Raw genomic sequence first — 18,089 nt, 5'->3', positions numbered from 1 at the left:
TTTATGAGTCGCGCCAGATAAGTGTAGCGGTTCGCCGACTGCCAATATTCTGAAAGGAGGGCTGCTTTTCCGCCGACAGCGTGGTAATAGTGAAAGCTGATTGTCGAAATCTGGTGGAACCTGATGCCCGAACCCGTCGCCGAGCCGGCGCTCAATGGACTGCGCCTCAATCTGCGGATTGTCTCTGTCGTTATCTTTAACTTTGCCAGCTATCTCACCATCGGCCTGCCGCTGGCGGTGCTGCCCGGCTATGTGCATGATGTCATGGGCTTTAGCGCTTTCTGGGCCGGGCTGGTGATTAGTCTGCAATATTTCGCCACGCTGCTCAGCCGCCCGCATGCCGGGCGCTATGCCGACCTGCTGGGGCCTAAAAAGATTGTCGTCTTCGGTCTCTGCGGCTGTTTTTTGAGCGGTTTGAGCTATCTGTTGGCGGCCTGGAGCAGCGGCTGGCCTCTGGTTAGCCTGCTGCTGTTATGCCTTGGACGGGTGATCCTTGGTATCGGCCAGAGCTTCGCCGGCACCGGCTCGACGCTGTGGGGCGTCGGCGTGGTCGGTTCGCTGCATATCGGGCGGGTGATCTCGTGGAACGGGATTGTGACCTACGGGGCGATGGCGATGGGCGCGCCGCTCGGCGTGCTGTGCTATTCACACATTGGCCTCTGCGGCCTGGCGGTAGTCATTATGACGGTGGCGCTGGTGGCGATCCTCTGTGCGCTGCCCCGCGCGGCGGTGAAGGCTACCAAAGGTAAAGCGATGTCGTTTCGCGCGGTGCTTGGCCGGGTCTGGCCCTACGGTATGGCGCTGGCGCTGGCCTCCGCCGGCTTCGGGGTGATCGCCACCTTTATCACGCTGTTTTATGACGCCAAAGGCTGGGACGGCGCGGCTTTCGCTCTGACGTTATTTAGTTGCGCGTTCGTTGGCACGCGGCTGCTATTTCCTAACGGCATTAATCGCCTCGGTGGACTGAACGTGGCGATGCTCTGCTTTAGCGTGGAGATTATCGGACTACTGCTGGTCGGCTTTGCCGATACGCCGTTGCTGGCGAAAATCGGTACCTTCCTTACCGGGGCGGGGTTCTCGCTGGTCTTCCCGGCGCTGGGGGTGGTGGCGGTCAAAGCGGTGCCGCAGCACAATCAGGGGTCGGCGCTGGCGACCTATACCGTGTTTATGGATTTGTCGTTGGGGGTCACCGGGCCGCTGGCCGGATTGCTGATGGCGTGGACCGGGATCTCGATGATTTATCTCGCCGCGGCTGGGCTGGTGATGGCGGCGCTGCTGTTGGGCTGGCGGCTAAAAAAACGGCCCCCGGTTAGCGAACCGGAGGCCATCGCACCAGGCCAGTAATTACTGGATGGTGAGGGTGTTGATGATGCTTTCTGCTTCGGTCTGCGCCTGCTGCTGGTTGTCCGCCGGCAGGGTCACCTGCAGGGTCAGCAGTTTGTCATCCACTTTGCCGAGGATCACGGAAGACCAGGCGGTCTGCCCCTTGGCAGAGATGATGCTGTCCAGCTGCTGCAGGGTATGGCCTTTCATCTCCAGCGATTTATTGCTCACCACCTGCAACTGCGGGTCGCGGCTACGCTGCTGATCTTCCAGTCGTTTCGCCAGTACCGCCAGATCTTCATTGGTGCTGTCGCCGACGATGACGATGACCGCTTTCTGGCCGGTAGCGTCAGAGTAGACGTGCATGTTGTTCGCCTGGGTACCCAGTTTGCCGCTCTGGTCGGCCATGCCCGCAGGCAGGGTGAAGCTCAGTTTGCCATCCAGCAGGCTGATTGCCTGGCCGCTGGCATTGCTCTCCGCTGCTGCGCCAACGGTTGGCGCTTTTGAATCGCTGTTATCGCAGGCGGCAAGCCCCATTACCAGCAGGCCAATACCGACATATTTAACCAAATTGCGCATTGACATCTTCCTTTCGATAAACGGCCACTAATGGCTCATCCGGCTATCTTAACACATCGGCCCGCGAGTACCTTTAACTCGGCTGTAATGCCGACAAATCAGATTTATCCGCCAGTCTTTTCAACAGCATATTTAACAGCACGCCGTACATCGGCAGGAAGAAAATAATGCTGATAAGCACTTTAAAGCTGTAGTCGACGAGGGCGATTTCCCCCCAGTGGGCGGCCATAAACGGGTCCGGGCTGCGCCAGAAAGCGATAAAGAAGAACGCGACGGTATCGCTGATGTTGCCGAACAGCGTCGAGGCGGTGGGGGCCAGCCACCAGTGGCGACTCTGCCGCAGGCGGTTGAAGACGTGGACGTCGAGGATCTGCCCCAGCGCATAGGCCATAAAGCTGGCGATGGCGATGCGCGCGACGAAGAGATTAAAGGTGCCCAGCGCGGCAAAGCCCTGCCACTCGCCCATGTAGAACAGCGCAGAGATGCCGTAAGAGATAACCAGCGCCGGGACCATCACCGCGAAAATGATGCGTCGCGCCAGCGGTGCGCCAAAAATGCGTACCGTCAGATCGGTGGCGAGAAAGATAAACGGAAAACTAAACGCGCCCCAGGTGGTATGGAAACCAAAAATGGAGATCGGCAGCTGAACCAGATAGTTGCTGGAGGTGATGACCAGCAGATGAAATAGCGAAAGCCAGACGAGCGCTTTTTTGCGCTGTACGGTAGTAAACGGATTCATATTGTGACCTTTTTATGCCCGTCATGCTTCAGGTTAAGGAGCAATCGGCAGCGGAACGTTGGGGTGAGGGAACCCAATAAAAAACGGCTGCATGATACTGCGTTGTCGGCGTAATGCAATGGTTGTTTTTCGCGCAAACGTTAACCTGGCTTGCGTACTGGCGAACTGGGGGTAAACTAGGGCCGTTTTGTTAACGTGAGACTAAAATGAGCGAACTTTTCTCCACTCCTGACCATACCCTGGATGCCCTGGGGCTCCGCTGCCCGGAGCCGGTCATGATGGTGCGTAAAACCGTGCGGACGATGCCGGTCGGCGAGACGCTGCTGATTATTGCTGACGATCCGGCCACCACCCGCGATATCCCGGGATTCTGCCGCTTTATGGAGCATGAGCTGGTGGCCCAGGAAACCGAAGCCCTGCCGTACCGCTATCTGATCCGCAAAAGCCACTGAGCTTTTCCCGGATGGCGGCGCGTAGCGCCTTATCCGGGCTACCCGACGGTCTGGAACCGTAGCCCTGCTAAGCGCAGCGCGAGCAGGGAAGCCGGTATCTATGCTACAACTTCTTACGCAATAACCGCAGCGCGTTAGCCGTTACCAGCACGGTGGCGCCGGTATCCGCCAGCACCGCCAGCCACAACCCGGTCAGGCCAAGCAGGGTGGTGACGAGGAAAATCCCCTTCAGCCCTAAGGCAATCGCGATGTTCTGGCGAATATTGGCATGGGTGGCGCGCGCCAGGGAAATTATCTGCGCCAGGCCGGTCAGACGGTTATGGGTCAGCGCGGCGTCGGCCGTCTCCAGCGCCACATCGGTGCCGCTGCCCATGGCGATGCCGATGGTGGCCGCTTTCATCGCCGGGGCGTCGTTGATTCCGTCCCCGACCATCGCCAGCGGCGCATCGGCATTCAGCGCCATGACGGCTTTCACTTTGTCCGCCGGCAGCAGACCGGCGCGGAATTCCAGCCCCAGTTCGCTGGCGATGGCTGCCGCGGCGCGCGGGTTATCCCCGGTAAGGATCACCCCCTGAACCCCCAACTGATGCAGAGCATCCACCGCCTGACGCGCGTCGTCGCGCAGGGTGTCGCGCAGCGCCAGAATACCGAGCAGCGTCTCGCCGCGCATCACCAGCACTACCGTTTGCCCGGCGCTTTCCAGCTGCTGGATCTGCGCCTCATGCTCTGCCGGGGCGGCTTTGCTGGCGGCGCAGATCAAGATGCGGCTGCCGTTCACCTCGGCTTCGATACCAGAGCCCGCCAGCGCCCGCTGGCCGCTGGCAAGCGGAATACTCAGCTGACGCCGCTGTGCTTCACGGACGATGGCCTGCGCCAGCGGGTGGCTGGAGCCTTGCTCCACTGCCGCCGCCAGCGCCAGCAGCGCGTTGTCGTCAACCTCAGCCGTGGCGATCACCGAAGTCACCTGCGGCTGGCCGACGGTCAGAGTGCCGGTTTTATCGAACGCCACCTGCCGCACCTGGCCCAGCTGTTCCAGCGCCGCGCCGCCTTTGATTAGCGCCCCGCGGCGGGCGGCGACCGCCAGGCCGGAGGTGATGGCCGCCGGCGTGGAGATGACCAGCGCGCACGGACAGCCGATCAGCAGCAGCGTCAGCCCTTTATAAATCCACGGCAGCCAGGCACTGGCGAAGAACAGCGGTGGGACAATGGCGACCAACAAAGCTACGACCATAATGGCCGGGGTGTAGATCCGACTGAAGCGATCGATAAAACGCTCGATTGGCGCCCGACGTTCCTCTGCCTCTTCAATCAGCTTCAGGATGCGGTCGATGGCGCTGTCGCCCGGTTCGGATATCACGGTAAGCTGCACCAGGCGATCGACGCTGGTGGCGCCCGCCGCGACTCGTTCCCCGGCCTGACGCTCCACCGGCACCGACTCGCCGGTCAGGGCGCTTTCATCAAAGCTGGCAAACGGCGACAGCAGCTGGCCATCCGCCGGCAGACGCCCGCCGGCGGCCACTTCAATCACATCTCCGGGACGCAGGTCGCGCTGGGCGACGGTTTCCCGCACACCGTTGCGCAGACGGATGGCGGTGTCGGGCTTCAGCGCCATCAGCGCGCTCACCCCCTGCCGTGCGCGGCTGGCAGCCCAGCCTTCGAGACGCTCGCCGATCAGGAACAGCAGCAGGACCATCGCCGCTTCCGCAGTGGCGCCGATAAACAGCGCCCCGATGGCGGCGACGCTCATCAGCGTTTCAATGGCAAACCAGCTCCCGCTCTTGATCAGGCGCAGCGCCTGGCGAGCAACCGGCCACAGGCCAACCAGGGTGGTGGCAATAAAGGCCAACTGACCGGCAGGGTGGTTGGCCTGCTCCAGCCCCCAGCTCAGGGCCATCATGATAACCAGCGTCAGTAACGGCAGATTGTCGCGCAGCAGCGACCCTCGGGTTTTCTCTGCTGCGGGAGCATCGGCATCGGCATCGCGCAGCGTATAGCCCGCCTGGCGGACCGCGTTCTCAACCTGAGCGCGGATATCGCCCTCGGCGTTAACCAGCAGCTTTTCTGTGGCGAACAGCACCTGGACCTGACTGACGCCGGGTACCTGGCGAACCGCGGTTTCCACCTTGCGGGCGCAGGCGGCGCAGTCCATGCCATCAACCTGCCAGCTATAGCGGGCGTCGCTGAGCGCTTCGGCGGCAGGGGCGGATTCTGTGGCGCAGGCGTGATCTGTACAGCAGCTCTCCGCCGGCGCGGTCGCTGGCCGCATGGTGAATGACGAGAATTGTGGGACTTTTTTATCCTGCGCGTCTGGAGTCGACATGGCACCCTCCGGGAAATGATAATTTTCTCATTAGCCGTAGGATACACTCTGGAGTCGACTCCAGAGTCAAGGACTAAATTACAGGTATAGCGCGCGCACGATCAGGAAGTGGCCGGCAAAGTAGAACGCGGCGGCAATGGCGTTATCGGCGCGGAAGCGGCGACGATAGTGGCTCACCAGCCACACGGCATTACTCAGCAGCAGCAAGGCCGCGCCGGCGAAACCGGACAGCGCGGTGTTGGTGGGGCGGGCAAACCACAGCTCACCGGCCAGCCAGACCATCACCAGCGTCATTCCAATAAAGGTCAGCACCGGCATTTTCATCTCTTCCAGCCGACTCCAGATCACCGCCATCAGCAGGGCGCCGAATACCAGCAGCACCAGCGGCAGCGGCCAGAAGAACGACAGCGTCAGCTGGCTGGCGAACCAGATGGTATACAGCAGATGTGACAGGAAGAAAGCGCCCACCGCGTACATCACCCGCTGGCGCGGCAGCAGGGTCAGGGCGTCGCCGAGCAGCGAGGCGCACAGGCCGGCCAGCACCAGATAGCTGATGGCATTGAACATCGGCGCCTGCCAGGCCAGTAACAGCAACAGAATCAGGGTGACAGGTTTAAATACCCAACGTCGCCAGGCCGGCCCACGATAGGATGCATCGACATAAAGCCATGCGGAAAAACAGACAGCAATAAATGACCAAAGCATAGTAAGTCCCTGTATCTGTTATCATAAAGAAAGTTACGGATGCGTGATGCTACAACTCAGTGTAGTGGTTTGGCGTAGCAGATGACAATGTTATTCCCGACGCAGTATGCTGATTCCTGATATTTTTTATGGGTAACCTTGATGAGTAAAATGCCCCTCTTTTTTGTTCTGGTCGTCGCGGTGATTGTGGTGGCGGCTTCGTTTCGCTATGTCCAGCAGCGCCGTGAGAAACAGGCGAATGACGCCGCGCCGTTGCTACAAAAGCGGGTTATCGTCAGCAATAAACGGGAAAAAGTGATTAACGATCGGCGCTCGCGGCAGCAGACGGTGACGCCCGCAGGCAGTGAGATGCGCTATGAAGCGAGCTTTCGCCCCGAAAACGGTGGGCTGGAGGTGGTGTTTCGCCTCGACGCGCCGCAATATCATGCGCTGAGCGTGGGCGATCGCGGGATGTTGAGTTATAAGGGCACAGCGTTCGTGGCGTTTACGCCCGACCCCTGAGCCCTTTTCAGGACTACTTTTTCAGCGTCGCCTTCAGTTTTTTCTGCCAGGCGACGAGCTCAAACACGCCGAAGATAAAAATACGGATTTGCTCAAAGCGGCTCAGCGGCGGCGCCTCTTTCGGCTGCGTCGCCTTGAGCAGCGTCAACTGCAGCCCGTGCATCAGGATCATGAAAATCAGCGCGACGTTGACGAAGATATTCAGCGGCTTCGGGAAGGGCTGAAACAGGTTCAATAACAGAAAGGCCCAGACGCACAGCATCAGCAGGCGGCCTAAATTAATCAGCATGGTGCTCTCCTTGGGCCTCACGTTGGTAAAGACGGTAGGCGACCTGTCCGGCCACTTTTTCACGATACAGCTGCCAGTTAGCTGGCACCGGCGGTAAACCGTTTTCGACTTCGCTTTCGACATACACCAGGGCCTCATCGGCCAGCCAGCCTTGTGTCTCCAGCAGACGTAGCGTCTCCTCCAGCAGCCCCTGACGGAACGGCGGGTCGACGAACACGATCTGGTGCGGTGTCCCCGGCTGGCTCAGGAAGCTGAGGGTGTTGGTGGTGATCACCTTGCCGCGATCCGCTTTCAGGGTGGCGAGATTTTTTTGCAACTGCTGGGCTACGCCGCGCTCCATCTCCAGTAGCGTGGTGCTGGCCGCATAGCGGGACAGCGCCTCCAGCCCCAGCGCGCCGCTGCCGGCAAAGCAGTCGAGGCAGTGCGCGTCAACGATGGACGGCGCCAGCCAGTTAAAAAGGGTTTCGCGAACCCGGTCGGTGGTCGGCCGCAGGCCCGGGCTCTCCGGCACCGGTAATTTACGGCCGCGCCATTGCCCACCGATAATGCGGATCTGGCCGCTGCCCGCGTGGTTTGGTTTTTTCATCTCTCTGCTCAAGTCTCAACTTCCGGCCTGCTATTCTAGCGATCGACGGCGGTTGACGAAACCTTAATCCGGGGGCGGTGCTGCGAGTTAAGTTAAGTGATAGACTATCCGACTAATTTCATCATTTTTTCAGCTTCTGATGAAGCTGCGCCATGAATAAAACAGCGAGGAGTGTGGTCGCAAATGGCAAAAGAGAAAAAACGTGGCTTCTTTTCCTGGCTGGGCTTTGGACAGAAAGAACAGGCACAGGAAACCGAGACTGAACAAAAAGTAGAAGAACAACAAGCAGTTGCCGATGAGACGCCGGTAGCGGAAACCCCTGCTGAGCCGAGCGCGCCGAAAGCAGACCCGGAGGCGTTTGCCGAAGATGTCGTCGAAGTGACCGAGACGGTGGTCGAAAGCGAAAAAGCGCACCTCGCGGAGCCTGCCAGCGTGCAGGAAAAAGAGTGGGTGGAAACGCCTGCTCTGACCGATGAAGCGCCTGTTGTTGAACCGGAGCCCGCGGTCAGCGAACCGTCTGAACAGCCTGCGGTGGTTGAGCCGCTGGCGGAAGAGGTGATCGCCGAACCGGTGGTGGCGGAAGCCGTAGCAGAGCAGCCTGTGGCAGACGTTATCGCCGAGCCGCAGGAGACGGAGGTCCCTGAAGAGGACGCCCCGTTAAGCGATGAAGAGCTGGAAGCACTGGCGCTGGCGGCCGAGGCGGCAGAAGAGGCGGCGGTCGTGGTGCCGGAGCCCGAGGACGAGGCGCCGGTGGAAGCGCTGGCCCAGGAGCAGGAAAAACCGACGAAAGAAGGCTTTTTCGCCCGCCTCAAGCGTAGCCTGCTGAAAACAAAAGAAAATCTCGGTTCCGGATTTATCAGCCTGTTCCGCGGCAAGAAGATCGACGATGATCTGTTTGAAGAGCTGGAAGAGCAACTGCTGATCGCCGACGTCGGGGTGGAAACCACTCGCAAGATCATTACCAACCTGACGGAAGGCGCCAGCCGTAAGCAACTGCGCGATGCGGAAGCGCTGTACGGCCTGCTGAAAGAAGAGATGGGCGAGATTCTCGCCAAAGTGGATGAGCCGCTGAACGTTGAAGGCAAAACGCCATTTGTTATTTTGATGGTCGGCGTAAACGGGGTGGGGAAAACCACCACCATCGGCAAGCTGGCGCGTCAGTTTGAGCAGCAGGGTAAATCGGTGATGCTGGCGGCGGGGGATACCTTCCGCGCGGCGGCGGTGGAACAGCTGCAGGTCTGGGGTCAGCGTAACAATATCCCGGTGATCGCCCAGCATACTGGCGCGGACTCCGCCTCGGTGATTTTCGACGCCATTCAGGCGGCGAAGGCGCGCCATGTTGACGTACTGATTGCCGACACCGCCGGGCGTCTGCAGAATAAATCGCACCTGATGGAAGAGCTGAAGAAGATTGTCCGGGTGATGAAAAAACTGGACGTCGACGCGCCGCATGAGGTGATGTTAACTATTGACGCCAGCACCGGGCAGAATGCCATTAGCCAGGCCAAACTGTTCCATGAGGCGGTAGGATTGACCGGGATCACCCTGACCAAGCTGGACGGCACCGCCAAAGGCGGCGTGATCTTCTCGGTGGCCGATCAGTTCGGCATTCCGATTCGCTATATTGGCGTCGGCGAGCGTATTGAGGATCTGCGTCCGTTTAATGCGGGCGACTTTATTGAGGCACTTTTTGCCCGAGAGGATTAAGAATGATTCGCTTTGAACAAGTCAGCAAAGCCTATCTCGGTGGGAGACAAGCGCTGCAGGGGGTGACCTTCCACCTGCAGCCGGGCGAGATGGCGTTTCTGACCGGCCATTCCGGCGCAGGGAAGAGTACCCTGCTGAAGCTTATCTGTGGTATCGAACGGCCCAGCGCCGGGAAAATTTTCTTCAGCGGTCATGAAATCAGCCGCCTGAAGAGCCGTGAGGTGCCATTCCTGCGCCGCCAGATCGGCATGATTTTCCAGGATCACCATTTGCTGATGGATCGTACCGTGTATGACAACGTGGCGATCCCGCTGATTATCGCCGGCGCCAGCGGCGATGACATTCGTCGCCGCGTCTCGGCGGCGCTGGACAAGGTCGGCCTGCTGGACAAAGCGAAGAACTTTCCGATTCAGCTCTCCGGCGGTGAGCAGCAGCGCGTCGGTATAGCCCGCGCGGTGGTCAACAAGCCGGCGGTGCTGCTGGCGGATGAACCGACCGGTAACCTCGACGAGGCGCTCTCGGAGGGGATTTTACGTCTGTTTGAAGAGTTTAACCGCGTTGGGGTGACGGTACTGATGGCGACGCACGATCTGGGGCTTATCTCCAGTCGTCCGTACCGCGTGCTGTCGCTCAGCGACGGCCATCTGCATGGAGGCATTCGGGGTGAATAAGCGCGACGCAATGAACCAGATTCGCCAGTTCGGCAGTAAGTTCGATCGCCTGCGCAACGCGGCGGGCGGCAGCGGCGGCGGGCGCAATGCGCCAAAACGGCCGAAAGCGGCGCCTAACCCGGCCTCGCGTAAGAGTAACGTGTTCAACGAACAGGTGCGCTATGCCTGGCACGGCGCGTTGCAGGATCTCAAAAGCACGCCGCTGGCGACCTTCCTGACGGTGATGGTCATCGCCATTTCGTTGACCCTGCCAAGCGTCTGCTACATGGTCTACAAAAACGTCAGCAGCGCGGCGTCACAGTATTATCCATCGCCGCAGATCACCGTTTATCTGGAAAAAACGCTGGATGACGACGCCGCGGCGCGGGTGGTGGGCCAGCTGCAGGCGGAGCAGGGCGTCGACAAGGTAAACTATTTGTCCCGTGACGAGGCGCTGGGTGAATTCCGTAACTGGTCAGGCTTTGGCGGCGCACTGGATATGCTGGAAGAGAACCCGCTACCGGCGGTCGCCATCGTGGTGCCGAAGCTGGATTTCCAGAGCACGGAAGCGCTCAATACCCTGCGCGAGCGGGTATCGCGGATCCAGGGGGTGGATGAGGTGCGGATGGACGACAGCTGGTTTGCCCGTCTCTCCTCGCTTACCGGGCTGGTAGGCCGCGTGTCGGCGATGATCGGCGTGCTGATGGTGGCGGCGGTGTTCCTGGTGATCGGCAACAGCGTGCGCCTGAGCATCTTTGCCCGCCGCGATACCATTAACGTGCAGAAGCTGATCGGCGCCACCGACGGCTTTATCCTGCGTCCGTTCCTCTACGGCGGGGCGATGCTGGGCTTCTCCGGCGCGTTTTTATCGCTGATCCTGTCGGAGATTCTGGTGATGCGCCTCTCGTCGGCAGTGACCGAAGTGGCGAAAGTGTTCGGCACCCAGTTTGAGCTGAGCGGCCTGGGCTTCGACGAGTGCCTGTTGATGCTGATTGTCTGCTCGATGATCGGGTGGGTCGCCGCCTGGCTGGCGACAGTGCAACATTTACGTCACTTTACTCCCGATTAAAAAAAGCGTGATATAATCTTTCCCTGCTGCAATGAGTTCCTGTTCGCAGGGAAAGATACCGCAAGCTTGTTCTCCTTTTCCTGCCCTCACTTGTTCATCGTGGTGTCACATTTTGTGCGTAATTTATTCACACCGTTGCATGGAACTTGTGGATAAAATCACTGTCTGATACTAATGTGAGTGATATTCTCGTTGCTCATGAATGCTGGCATGCTTGTTGCCTGATGGGGACAAGAACGCGTCAGAAGATATCAATTGAGAGGATTTGAATGACCAAAGAAATGCAAACTTTAGCTTTAGCCCCCGTTGGTAACCTGGAATCGTACATCCGGGCCGCTAACACTTGGCCGATGCTGTCGGCTGATGAAGAGCGGGAGCTTGCTGAAAAGCTGCATTACCAGGGCGATCTGGAAGCAGCGAAAAAGCTGATTCTGTCTCACCTGCGCTTTGTTGTTCACATTGCTCGTAACTACTCGGGCTATGGCCTGCCGCAGGCGGATCTGATCCAGGAAGGCAATATCGGCCTGATGAAAGCCGTGCGTCGCTTCAACCCGGAAGTGGGTGTGCGCCTGGTCTCCTTCGCCGTGCACTGGATTAAAGCTGAAATTCACGAATACGTGCTGCGTAACTGGCGTATTGTGAAGGTCGCTACCACCAAAGCACAGCGTAAGCTGTTCTTTAACCTGCGTAAAACCAAACAGCGTCTGGGTTGGTTCAACCAGGATGAAGTGGAAATGGTGGCCCGTGAGCTGGGCGTGTCGAGCAAAGACGTCCGCGAGATGGAATCCCGCATGGCGGCCCAGGACATGACCTTCGACATGTCTTCCGACGATGAGTCCGACAGCCAGCCGATGGCGCCGGTCCTTTATCTGCAGGACAAAACGTCTAACTTTGCCGACGGCATCGAAGACGACAACTGGGAAGAGCAGGCGGCGAATAAGCTGACTGACGCGATGCAGGGCCTGGACGAGCGTAGCCAGGACATCATCCGCGCCCGCTGGCTGGACGAAGACAACAAGTCCACGCTGCAGGAACTGGCCGACCGCTACGGCGTCTCCGCAGAGCGTGTGCGTCAGCTGGAAAAGAACGCCATGAAAAAACTGCGTGCCGCTATCGAAGCCTGATACGCCACGCCTGCCTGATACCTGATATCAGGCTCCCCGATAACGCCCCGCCTCAGGTTGGGGCGTTTTGTTTTTCTGCGTCCTCCCGGGGCAGGAGCATCTGCGGGCAGTGCGTCTGCAGGCAGCCGAGTAAGACGCTGAACGCCGGCGCCATCTGCTCTTCGGGCTGGCTGGCGAATCCCATCAGTAATCCTTTCTTCCGCGCCGCCGTCAGGTAGTAGCGCGACAGCGGCCGCACCAGAATGTGGCGCGCATTAGCCTCTTTGGCAATCGCCACATCGTCAGCCTCTGCGGGCAAATTGAGGATCAAATGCAGCCCGGCATTATCGCTGAAGTCAGACAGGGCGTACGGCATACAGTGCCGCTGGATAAGCTCAGTTAAAAAGGCGCGGCGACGGCTGTAGAGCAACCGCATACGGCGGATATGGGCCGAATAGTGGCCGGCGGTAATAAACTCCGCCAGCGCCATCTGGATCAGCGAATGGCCGCCGCGGTAAAGCTCGGCATGGGCGTGCTTCAGATCGCTGACCAGCGGACGAGGGATCACCACGTAGCCCAGGCGCAGGCCGGGATAGAGCGTTTTGCTGAAGGTGCCGATATAGACCACCGGGGCATCGGGGACCAGACCCTGCAGGGCGGGGATCGGCTGGCCGGAAAAGCGAAACTCACTGTCATAATCATCTTCGACGATCCAGCTCCCCTGCTGACGGGCGAGCGCCAGCAGTCGCTGGCGGCGCTCAAGGCTCATCACCGCGCCCAGCGGGTACTGGTGGGAAGGCGTAACGAAGATGAGCCTCGGCGCGTCGTCAACCGTTTCCGGCGGGCACAGGCCGTTGGCATCGACGGTCAGGGGTTCCACCCGAACGTCGTTCATCGCCAGCACGTGGCGGATCCCCCAATAGGAAGGCTCCTCCACCCACGCCAGATCGCCGTTATCACACAGCATGCGGGTGACCAGATCGATCGCCTGGTGGATCCCCTCGGTGATAAGAATTTGATCTGCCTGACAGTGGACGCCGCGCGACACGCGCAGATAATCCACCAGCGCCTGCTGCAGTTCCGGGGTGCCACCGTTGCAGCTATAGCTGAGCCGCTCCGGCTTGGGCCGACGGCTGATACGGGCCTGGATCTTACTGAACAGCGGGTGGGGAAAGGCGTTAACGTCCGGCACGCCGGGTATAAACGCCCCCCACTGGCGCGGGCTGGCGCTGACCTGGCCGAGCAGATGTTGGCCTCGGCGTGAAAGATGCGCCGTCGGTGCCGCGATACTGCTGTTTTCTTGCTGACCTTTAGCCGTCAATGAGCTCTCAGGGGCGGTTTGGGCAACGAATGTTCCACTTCCCCGGCGGGAAACCACATATCCTTCCGCCAGTAATTGTTCATAAGTTGTTAATATGGTGTTTCTTGATACGCCGAGTTCACCCGCCAGATCGCGCGACGGCGGCAGGCGGCTTTGCGGCGCCAGCGAACCATCGAGGATCGCGCGGCGCAGCGCGTTATATAAGCGTTTGTGCAGAAGAGGATCCCGCTCTTCCTGCAGACGGACCAGCACCAGGTCACCCACCAGCGAACGCAATTGGATCCCTCAGATATTCTAAATTGGTACTCGATTATAGGGCCAACTCCTGTGTAAATAAACGACATCGTTTCTAATTTGTTGCGATAACGTGACATACACGACAGGAGATTCGCAGGTGAAAAGCTCAGAACTGAATCAACGTCGCCAGCAGGCGACGCCGCGCGGCGTAGGCGTAATGTGTAACTACTTTGTCGAGAAGGCGGAAAACGCCACGCTGTGGGATATCGAAGGCAATGAGGTGATCGATTTCGCCGCCGGGATCGCCGTGTTAAATACCGGTCACCGTCATCCGAAAGTGGTCGCCGCGGTCGCCGATCAGCTGCAGGCGTTCACCCACACCGCCTATCAGATTGTGCCGTACGAAAGCTATGTTTCGCTGGCGGAGCGTATCAACGATCTGGCGCCAATTGACGGGCCGGCAAAAACGGCTTTCTTCACCACCGGCGCGGAAGCGGTTGAGAACGCAGTGAAAATTGCCCGCGCTTACACCGGCCGCCCTGGACTGATTACTTTCGGCGGCGGCTTCCACGGCCGTACCTTTATGACCATGGCCCTCACCGGTAAGGTTGCTCCTTACAAAATCGGCTTCGGGCCGTTCCCGGGATCGGTCTATCACGGCGTTTATCCCAATGAGGCGCACGGCGTGACCACCGCGGATGCGCTGAAAAGCCTGGAGCGCATTTTCAAAGCGGATATTGCGCCGGACCAGGTAGCGGCCATCATCCTCGAGCCGATCCAGGGGGAAGGCGGCTTTAACGTCGCGCCGGCCGATTTTATGCAGGCGCTGCGCGATCTGTGCGATACCCACGGTATTCTGCTGATCGCTGATGAAGTGCAGACCGGTTTCGCCCGCACCGGCAAGCTGTTCGCTATGCAGCACTATCAGGTGAAACCGGATCTGATGACGATGGCGAAAAGCCTCGCCGGCGGTTTCCCGCTGTCGGGCGTTGTCGGTCGCGCCGAGGTGATGGATGCGCCAGCCCCAGGCGGGCTGGGCGGAACCTATGCCGGTAACCCGCTGGCGGTGGCCGCGGCGCACGCGGTGCTGGATGTCATTGCCGAAGAACAGCTGTGCCAGCGCGCTGAGCAGTTGGGTAGCCATCTGCAGGAAGTGCTCAACCAGGCGCGCGCTACCTGCCCGGCGATCGTGGATGTCCGTGGCCGGGGGTCGATGGTGGCGGTGGAGTTTAACGATCCGCAAACTGGCGAGCCGTCGCCGGAGTTCACCCGCCTTGTGCAACAGAAAGCGCAGGAAAACGGCCTGCTGCTGCTGAGCTGTGGCGTCTACGGCAACGTGATCCGCTTCCTGTATCCGTTGACTATCCCCGACGCCCAGTTCTCGAAAGCGCTGGATATTCTGGCGCGCATCCTGAAGAGCTAACGTCTCCCCGGCGGGCTGCGGCGGCAGGGAAGCCGAACAGAAACAGGACGCCGCAGCCAGCTGTTCATGCTCAGCGTGAGTGGTTTATCACCCTGATATCACCTTTTTTCCGGCGGTAAAAACCGCCGGAGTAAAACGGAAAGTATTATGTCTGAAAACTCCACCTTTTCTCCCGTCCTCACCGGCCGGGAACGTACGGCTGTCCCTACAAAATCTCTGAGCTTCATCGAAGGGGTATCGATGATTGTCGGTACCAATATCGGTGCGGGTGTCCTCTCTATCGCCTATGCGTCGAGCAAAGCGGGCTTCTTACCGCTGCTGTTCTGGCTGGTGCTGGTGGGCAGCCTGACGACGGTGACTATGCTCTATGTCGCGGAATCCACGCTCCGCACCCGTAAACATCTGCAGCTCAGTGGTTTATCGAAGCGCTACGTCGGCGGCTTTGGCGCGCTGATGATGTTCCTCTCCGTTTGCGTTAACAGCGTCGGCGCATTGACGGCGTATATGACCGGCAGCGGCAAGCTGTTGCACTCGTTGTTTGGCATCTCGCCGGCGCTGGGCAGCGTGCTGTTTTTCGTCCCGGCGGCAGGGGTGCTCTACCTGGGCCTGAAGGCGATTGGCCGCGGCGAGAAATTTATCAGCATCGGTATGGTGGTGATGATCTCGGTGCTGGTGATTGCCACGCTGTTGAAAGAGACCACCCGCGTGGGCTATCTGCTCGACGGCAACTGGCTGTATATGGTTCCGGTCTTCAATGTCGTGGCATTCTGCTTCTCGGCACAGTATATCGTGCCGGAGATGGCGCGGGGCTTCGCCGACAAACCGGAAAAATTGCCCAGGGCCATTATGGTCGGTATGGCTTTGACCTTTGCCCTGCTGGCGCTGGTGCCGCTATCGGTTATCTCGCTTAATGGCCTGGACAATATCTCGGATGTGGCCACCATCTCCTGGGGCCGGGCGCTTGGCGAATGGGCGTTCTTCTCGGCCAACCTGTTTGCGCTGTGCGCCATGCTGACCTCTTACTGGGGGCTGGGCGGCAGCTTTCTGACCAATATCTTCGATCAGTTCCGCCTGGGGAATGACGAACAGCCCGCCCGGCGCCTGATGGTGCTGTTGGTGGTGGCGATCCCGCCGTTCGTGCTGGCCTATAGCGGCATGGTTTCTTTCGTCAACGCGCTCTATTTTGCCGGAGTGTTCAGCGGCGTCATTTTATCGATTATGCCGATCCTGATGCTGAAGGGCGCCCGCCAGCGTGGCGACCTGACCCCAGGCTGGACCTGTCCGGCCTGGATGACCCATCCGCTTATCCAATGCTTCATTGTGTTGTTGTATCTTTGCAGCGCCGTCTACGCGATAGCGTCCGCGGTAGGCTACCTGCCCGCTGGCTGGTAATCAGGGCCTGTTTTGCACCGCGTCCGGTTCATGCTGGCGCGGTTTTTTTATTTGTCACTTATCTGTTACATAGCCCGCAATTTAGTCGTTTCAAATTCCTCAGAATGACGGTATGTTTAGCATAGTGTGCTGCAAAAGCGCGAGCAGCCCCCGGTGGATTAGCTATCATATGCTTTTCCTATCGATATAAACAAAATAATGCGCTAACAAACAACATCACAACAAATGCAAAAACCATAATAATGGGGAACCTCAGGATGAATATGAAGGGTAAAGCGTTACTGGCAGGATGTATTGCCTTAGTTATGAGCAGCGCGGCGCTGGCGGAAGACATCAAAATCGCGGTCGTCGGGGCGATGTCCGGCCCGGTGGCTCAGTACGGCGACCAGGAGTTTACCGGTGCCGAGCAGGCGGTAGCGGATATCAACGCTAAGGGCGGCATCAAGGGCAATAAGCTGCAGATCGTCAAATATGATGACGCTTGCGACCCGAAACAGGCGGTAGCGGTCGCCAACAAAGTGGTCAACGACGGCATCAAGTACGTTATTGGCCATCTGTGCTCCTCTTCCACTCAGCCGGCGTCTGACATCTATGAAGACGAAGGCATTCTGATGATCACGCCGGCAGCGACTGCCCCGGAGCTGACCGCGCGCGGCTATAAGCTGATCCTGCGCACCACCGGCCTGGACTCCGATCAGGGACCCACCGCAGCGAAATACATTCTCGACAAAGTGAAGCCGCAGCGTATCGCTGTGGTACATGATAAACAGCAGTACGGTGAAGGTTTGGCCCGTGCGGTGCAGGATGGCCTGAAAAAAGGCGGGGCGAACGTGGTCTTCTTCGACGGCATCACCGCCGGTGAGAAAGATTTCTCCACCCTGGTGGCGCGCCTGAAGAAAGAGAATATCGATTTCGTTTACTACGGTGGCTACCACCCGGAAATGGGCCAGATCCTGCGTCAGGCCCGTGCTGCCGGTCTGAAAACCCAGTTTATGGGCCCGGAAGGCGTAGCGAACGTCTCCCTGTCTAACATCGCCGGCGAGTCGGCGGAAGGCCTGCTGGTGACCAAGCCGAAGAACTACGACCAGGTGCCGGCGAACAAACCGATCGTGGATGCGATCAAGGCGAAGAAACAGGATCCGAGCGGCGCCTTCGTGTGGACCACCTACGCGGCGCTGCAGTCGCTGCAGGCGGGCCTGAATCAGTCTGACGATCCGGCGGAAATCGCTAAATACCTGAAAGGCGCGACGGTAGACACCGTGATGGGCCCGCTGTCGTGGGATCAGAAAGGCGACCTGAAAGGGTTCGAGTTCGGGGTCTTTACCTGGCATGCTAACGGTACGGCGACCGACGCCAAATAATTTAACCGGCGCCTTTCACGCTGCAAATGCGTTGTCTGCGGCCCTCAACCACGGTCACTTACTGATGTAAGCTCCCGGGGATTTCGGGTCTTGACGCCTTTTTGCAACGCGAAATGCTGGGTTAAATGGGGGGCGCCTTTCACGCTGCAAATGCGTTGTCTGCGGCCTTCAACCCCGGTCACTGACTGAGTAAGCTCCCGGGGATTTCGGGTCTTGACGCCTTTTTGCAACGCGAAATGCTGGGTTAAATGAGTGGGGCCTTTCACGCCACAGATGTGTTGTCAGACCCCGGTCGTGCTGCGCTTACCGGGGCTACAATTTCCAGGTAGCCC

At 59.2% G+C, this 18,089-nt stretch carries 17 protein-coding genes; 10 read left to right on the top strand and 7 right to left on the bottom strand.

Annotated features, from left to right (window positions below; all coding sequences use genetic code 11):
* Positions 1–123 precede the first annotated feature (123 nt).
* A complete protein-coding gene (locus A1WC_RS02245; RefSeq protein ID WP_016161919.1) occupies positions 124–1,344 on the top strand; it encodes an MFS transporter in 1,221 nt (406 codons plus the stop codon).
* Here the strand turns inward: A1WC_RS02245 and A1WC_RS02250 are convergent, their stop codons facing one another.
* Both A1WC_RS02250 and A1WC_RS02255 read right to left on the bottom strand, forming a co-directional pair.
* Positions 1,345–1,902, bottom strand: coding sequence for a DcrB family lipoprotein (locus A1WC_RS02250; RefSeq protein ID WP_012540380.1), 558 nt, complete (start codon positions 1,900–1,902; stop codon positions 1,345–1,347). It abuts the gene before it with no gap.
* Positions 1,903–1,975: 73 nt separating this feature from the next.
* Complete coding sequence (locus A1WC_RS02255; protein WP_008806961.1) at positions 1,976–2,641, bottom strand: 7-cyano-7-deazaguanine/7-aminomethyl-7-deazaguanine transporter; 666 nt, start codon at positions 2,639–2,641, stop codon at positions 1,976–1,978.
* 206 nt (positions 2,642–2,847) lie between these two features.
* Between A1WC_RS02255 and tusA the strand changes: the two genes are divergently transcribed.
* Entirely contained in the window at positions 2,848–3,093 is a 246-nt protein-coding gene (tusA, locus tag A1WC_RS02260; RefSeq protein ID WP_002920858.1) for a sulfurtransferase TusA, read from the top strand.
* 103 nt (positions 3,094–3,196) lie between these two features.
* Here the strand turns inward: tusA and zntA are convergent, their stop codons facing one another.
* Both zntA and A1WC_RS02270 read right to left on the bottom strand, forming a co-directional pair.
* Positions 3,197–5,413: a Zn(II)/Cd(II)/Pb(II) translocating P-type ATPase ZntA gene (gene zntA, locus A1WC_RS02265; RefSeq protein WP_016161918.1), complete on the bottom strand. Its 2,217-nt coding sequence runs from the start codon at positions 5,411–5,413 to the stop codon at positions 3,197–3,199.
* Positions 5,414–5,491: 78 nt separating this feature from the next.
* Complete coding sequence (locus A1WC_RS02270) at positions 5,492–6,118, bottom strand: lysoplasmalogenase (RefSeq protein WP_004173987.1); 627 nt, start codon at positions 6,116–6,118, stop codon at positions 5,492–5,494.
* A gap of 150 nt (positions 6,119–6,268) precedes the next feature.
* On the opposite strand from A1WC_RS02270, the gene A1WC_RS02275 reads away from it, so the two are divergent.
* Complete coding sequence (locus A1WC_RS02275) at positions 6,269–6,619, top strand: DUF2500 domain-containing protein (RefSeq protein WP_004173989.1); 351 nt, start codon at positions 6,269–6,271, stop codon at positions 6,617–6,619.
* Positions 6,620–6,632: 13 nt separating this feature from the next.
* Here the strand turns inward: A1WC_RS02275 and A1WC_RS02280 are convergent, their stop codons facing one another.
* Together A1WC_RS02280 and rsmD are read right to left on the bottom strand one after the other, a co-directional pair.
* Positions 6,633–6,908, bottom strand: a complete 276-nt coding sequence (locus tag A1WC_RS02280) for a DUF1145 family protein (protein ID WP_002920822.1) — start codon at positions 6,906–6,908, stop codon at positions 6,633–6,635.
* On the bottom strand, positions 6,898–7,494 hold the full coding sequence (rsmD, locus tag A1WC_RS02285; RefSeq protein WP_002920820.1) for a 16S rRNA (guanine(966)-N(2))-methyltransferase: 597 nt from the start codon (positions 7,492–7,494) through the stop codon (positions 6,898–6,900). The genes A1WC_RS02280 and rsmD overlap by 11 nt, the downstream gene beginning before the upstream one ends.
* A 183-nt stretch (positions 7,495–7,677) precedes the next feature.
* On the opposite strand from rsmD, the gene ftsY reads away from it, so the two are divergent.
* The 4 genes from ftsY (at position 7,678) to rpoH (ending at position 12,044) form a co-directional block, all read left to right on the top strand.
* Positions 7,678–9,201: a signal recognition particle-docking protein FtsY gene (gene ftsY, locus A1WC_RS02290; protein WP_016161917.1), complete on the top strand. Its 1,524-nt coding sequence runs from the start codon at positions 7,678–7,680 to the stop codon at positions 9,199–9,201.
* A 2-nt stretch (positions 9,202–9,203) separates the two neighbouring features.
* Positions 9,204–9,872 (top strand): cell division ATP-binding protein FtsE, encoded by a 669-nt coding sequence (gene ftsE / locus A1WC_RS02295; protein ID WP_008806964.1) that lies wholly within the window; start codon positions 9,204–9,206, stop codon positions 9,870–9,872.
* Positions 9,865–10,920: a permease-like cell division protein FtsX gene (gene ftsX / locus A1WC_RS02300; protein WP_008806965.1), complete on the top strand. Its 1,056-nt coding sequence runs from the start codon at positions 9,865–9,867 to the stop codon at positions 10,918–10,920. Before ftsE ends, ftsX begins: the two co-directional genes overlap by 8 nt.
* Before the next feature lie 269 nt (positions 10,921–11,189).
* Positions 11,190–12,044 carry an RNA polymerase sigma factor RpoH gene (rpoH, locus tag A1WC_RS02305; RefSeq protein WP_002920815.1) on the top strand — a complete coding sequence of 285 codons (855 nt, stop codon included), beginning with the start codon at positions 11,190–11,192 and terminating at the stop codon, positions 12,042–12,044.
* A 52-nt stretch (positions 12,045–12,096) separates the two neighbouring features.
* On the opposite strand, the gene A1WC_RS02310 is transcribed toward rpoH, so the two are convergent.
* The gene (locus A1WC_RS02310; RefSeq protein WP_016161916.1) at positions 12,097–13,620 is read right to left on the bottom strand and encodes a PLP-dependent aminotransferase family protein; all 1,524 of its coding nucleotides are present in this window, start codon (positions 13,618–13,620) and stop codon (positions 12,097–12,099) included.
* Positions 13,621–13,738: 118 nt separating this feature from the next.
* On the opposite strand from A1WC_RS02310, the gene A1WC_RS02315 reads away from it, so the two are divergent.
* The 3 genes from A1WC_RS02315 to livJ all read left to right on the top strand — a co-directional run bounded on the left by A1WC_RS02315 (position 13,739) and on the right by livJ (position 17,757).
* The gene (locus A1WC_RS02315; protein ID WP_016161915.1) at positions 13,739–15,004 is read left to right on the top strand and encodes a 4-aminobutyrate--2-oxoglutarate transaminase; all 1,266 of its coding nucleotides are present in this window, start codon (positions 13,739–13,741) and stop codon (positions 15,002–15,004) included.
* A 147-nt stretch (positions 15,005–15,151) separates the two neighbouring features.
* Positions 15,152–16,396, top strand: coding sequence for an aromatic amino acid transport family protein (locus A1WC_RS02320; RefSeq protein WP_008806968.1), 1,245 nt, complete (start codon positions 15,152–15,154; stop codon positions 16,394–16,396).
* Between the two features lie 257 nt (positions 16,397–16,653).
* Positions 16,654–17,757 carry a branched chain amino acid ABC transporter substrate-binding protein LivJ gene (gene livJ / locus A1WC_RS02325; protein ID WP_002920812.1) on the top strand — a complete coding sequence of 368 codons (1,104 nt, stop codon included), beginning with the start codon at positions 16,654–16,656 and terminating at the stop codon, positions 17,755–17,757.
* Positions 17,758–18,089 lie beyond the last annotated feature (332 nt).

This window comes from Klebsiella sp. KTE92 (genome assembly GCF_000398905.1).
In the GTDB taxonomy this organism is placed as follows: Bacteria; Pseudomonadota; Gammaproteobacteria; order Enterobacterales; family Enterobacteriaceae; genus Klebsiella; species Klebsiella variicola.
This window is presented reverse-complemented; position numbering and strand designations above follow the sequence as displayed.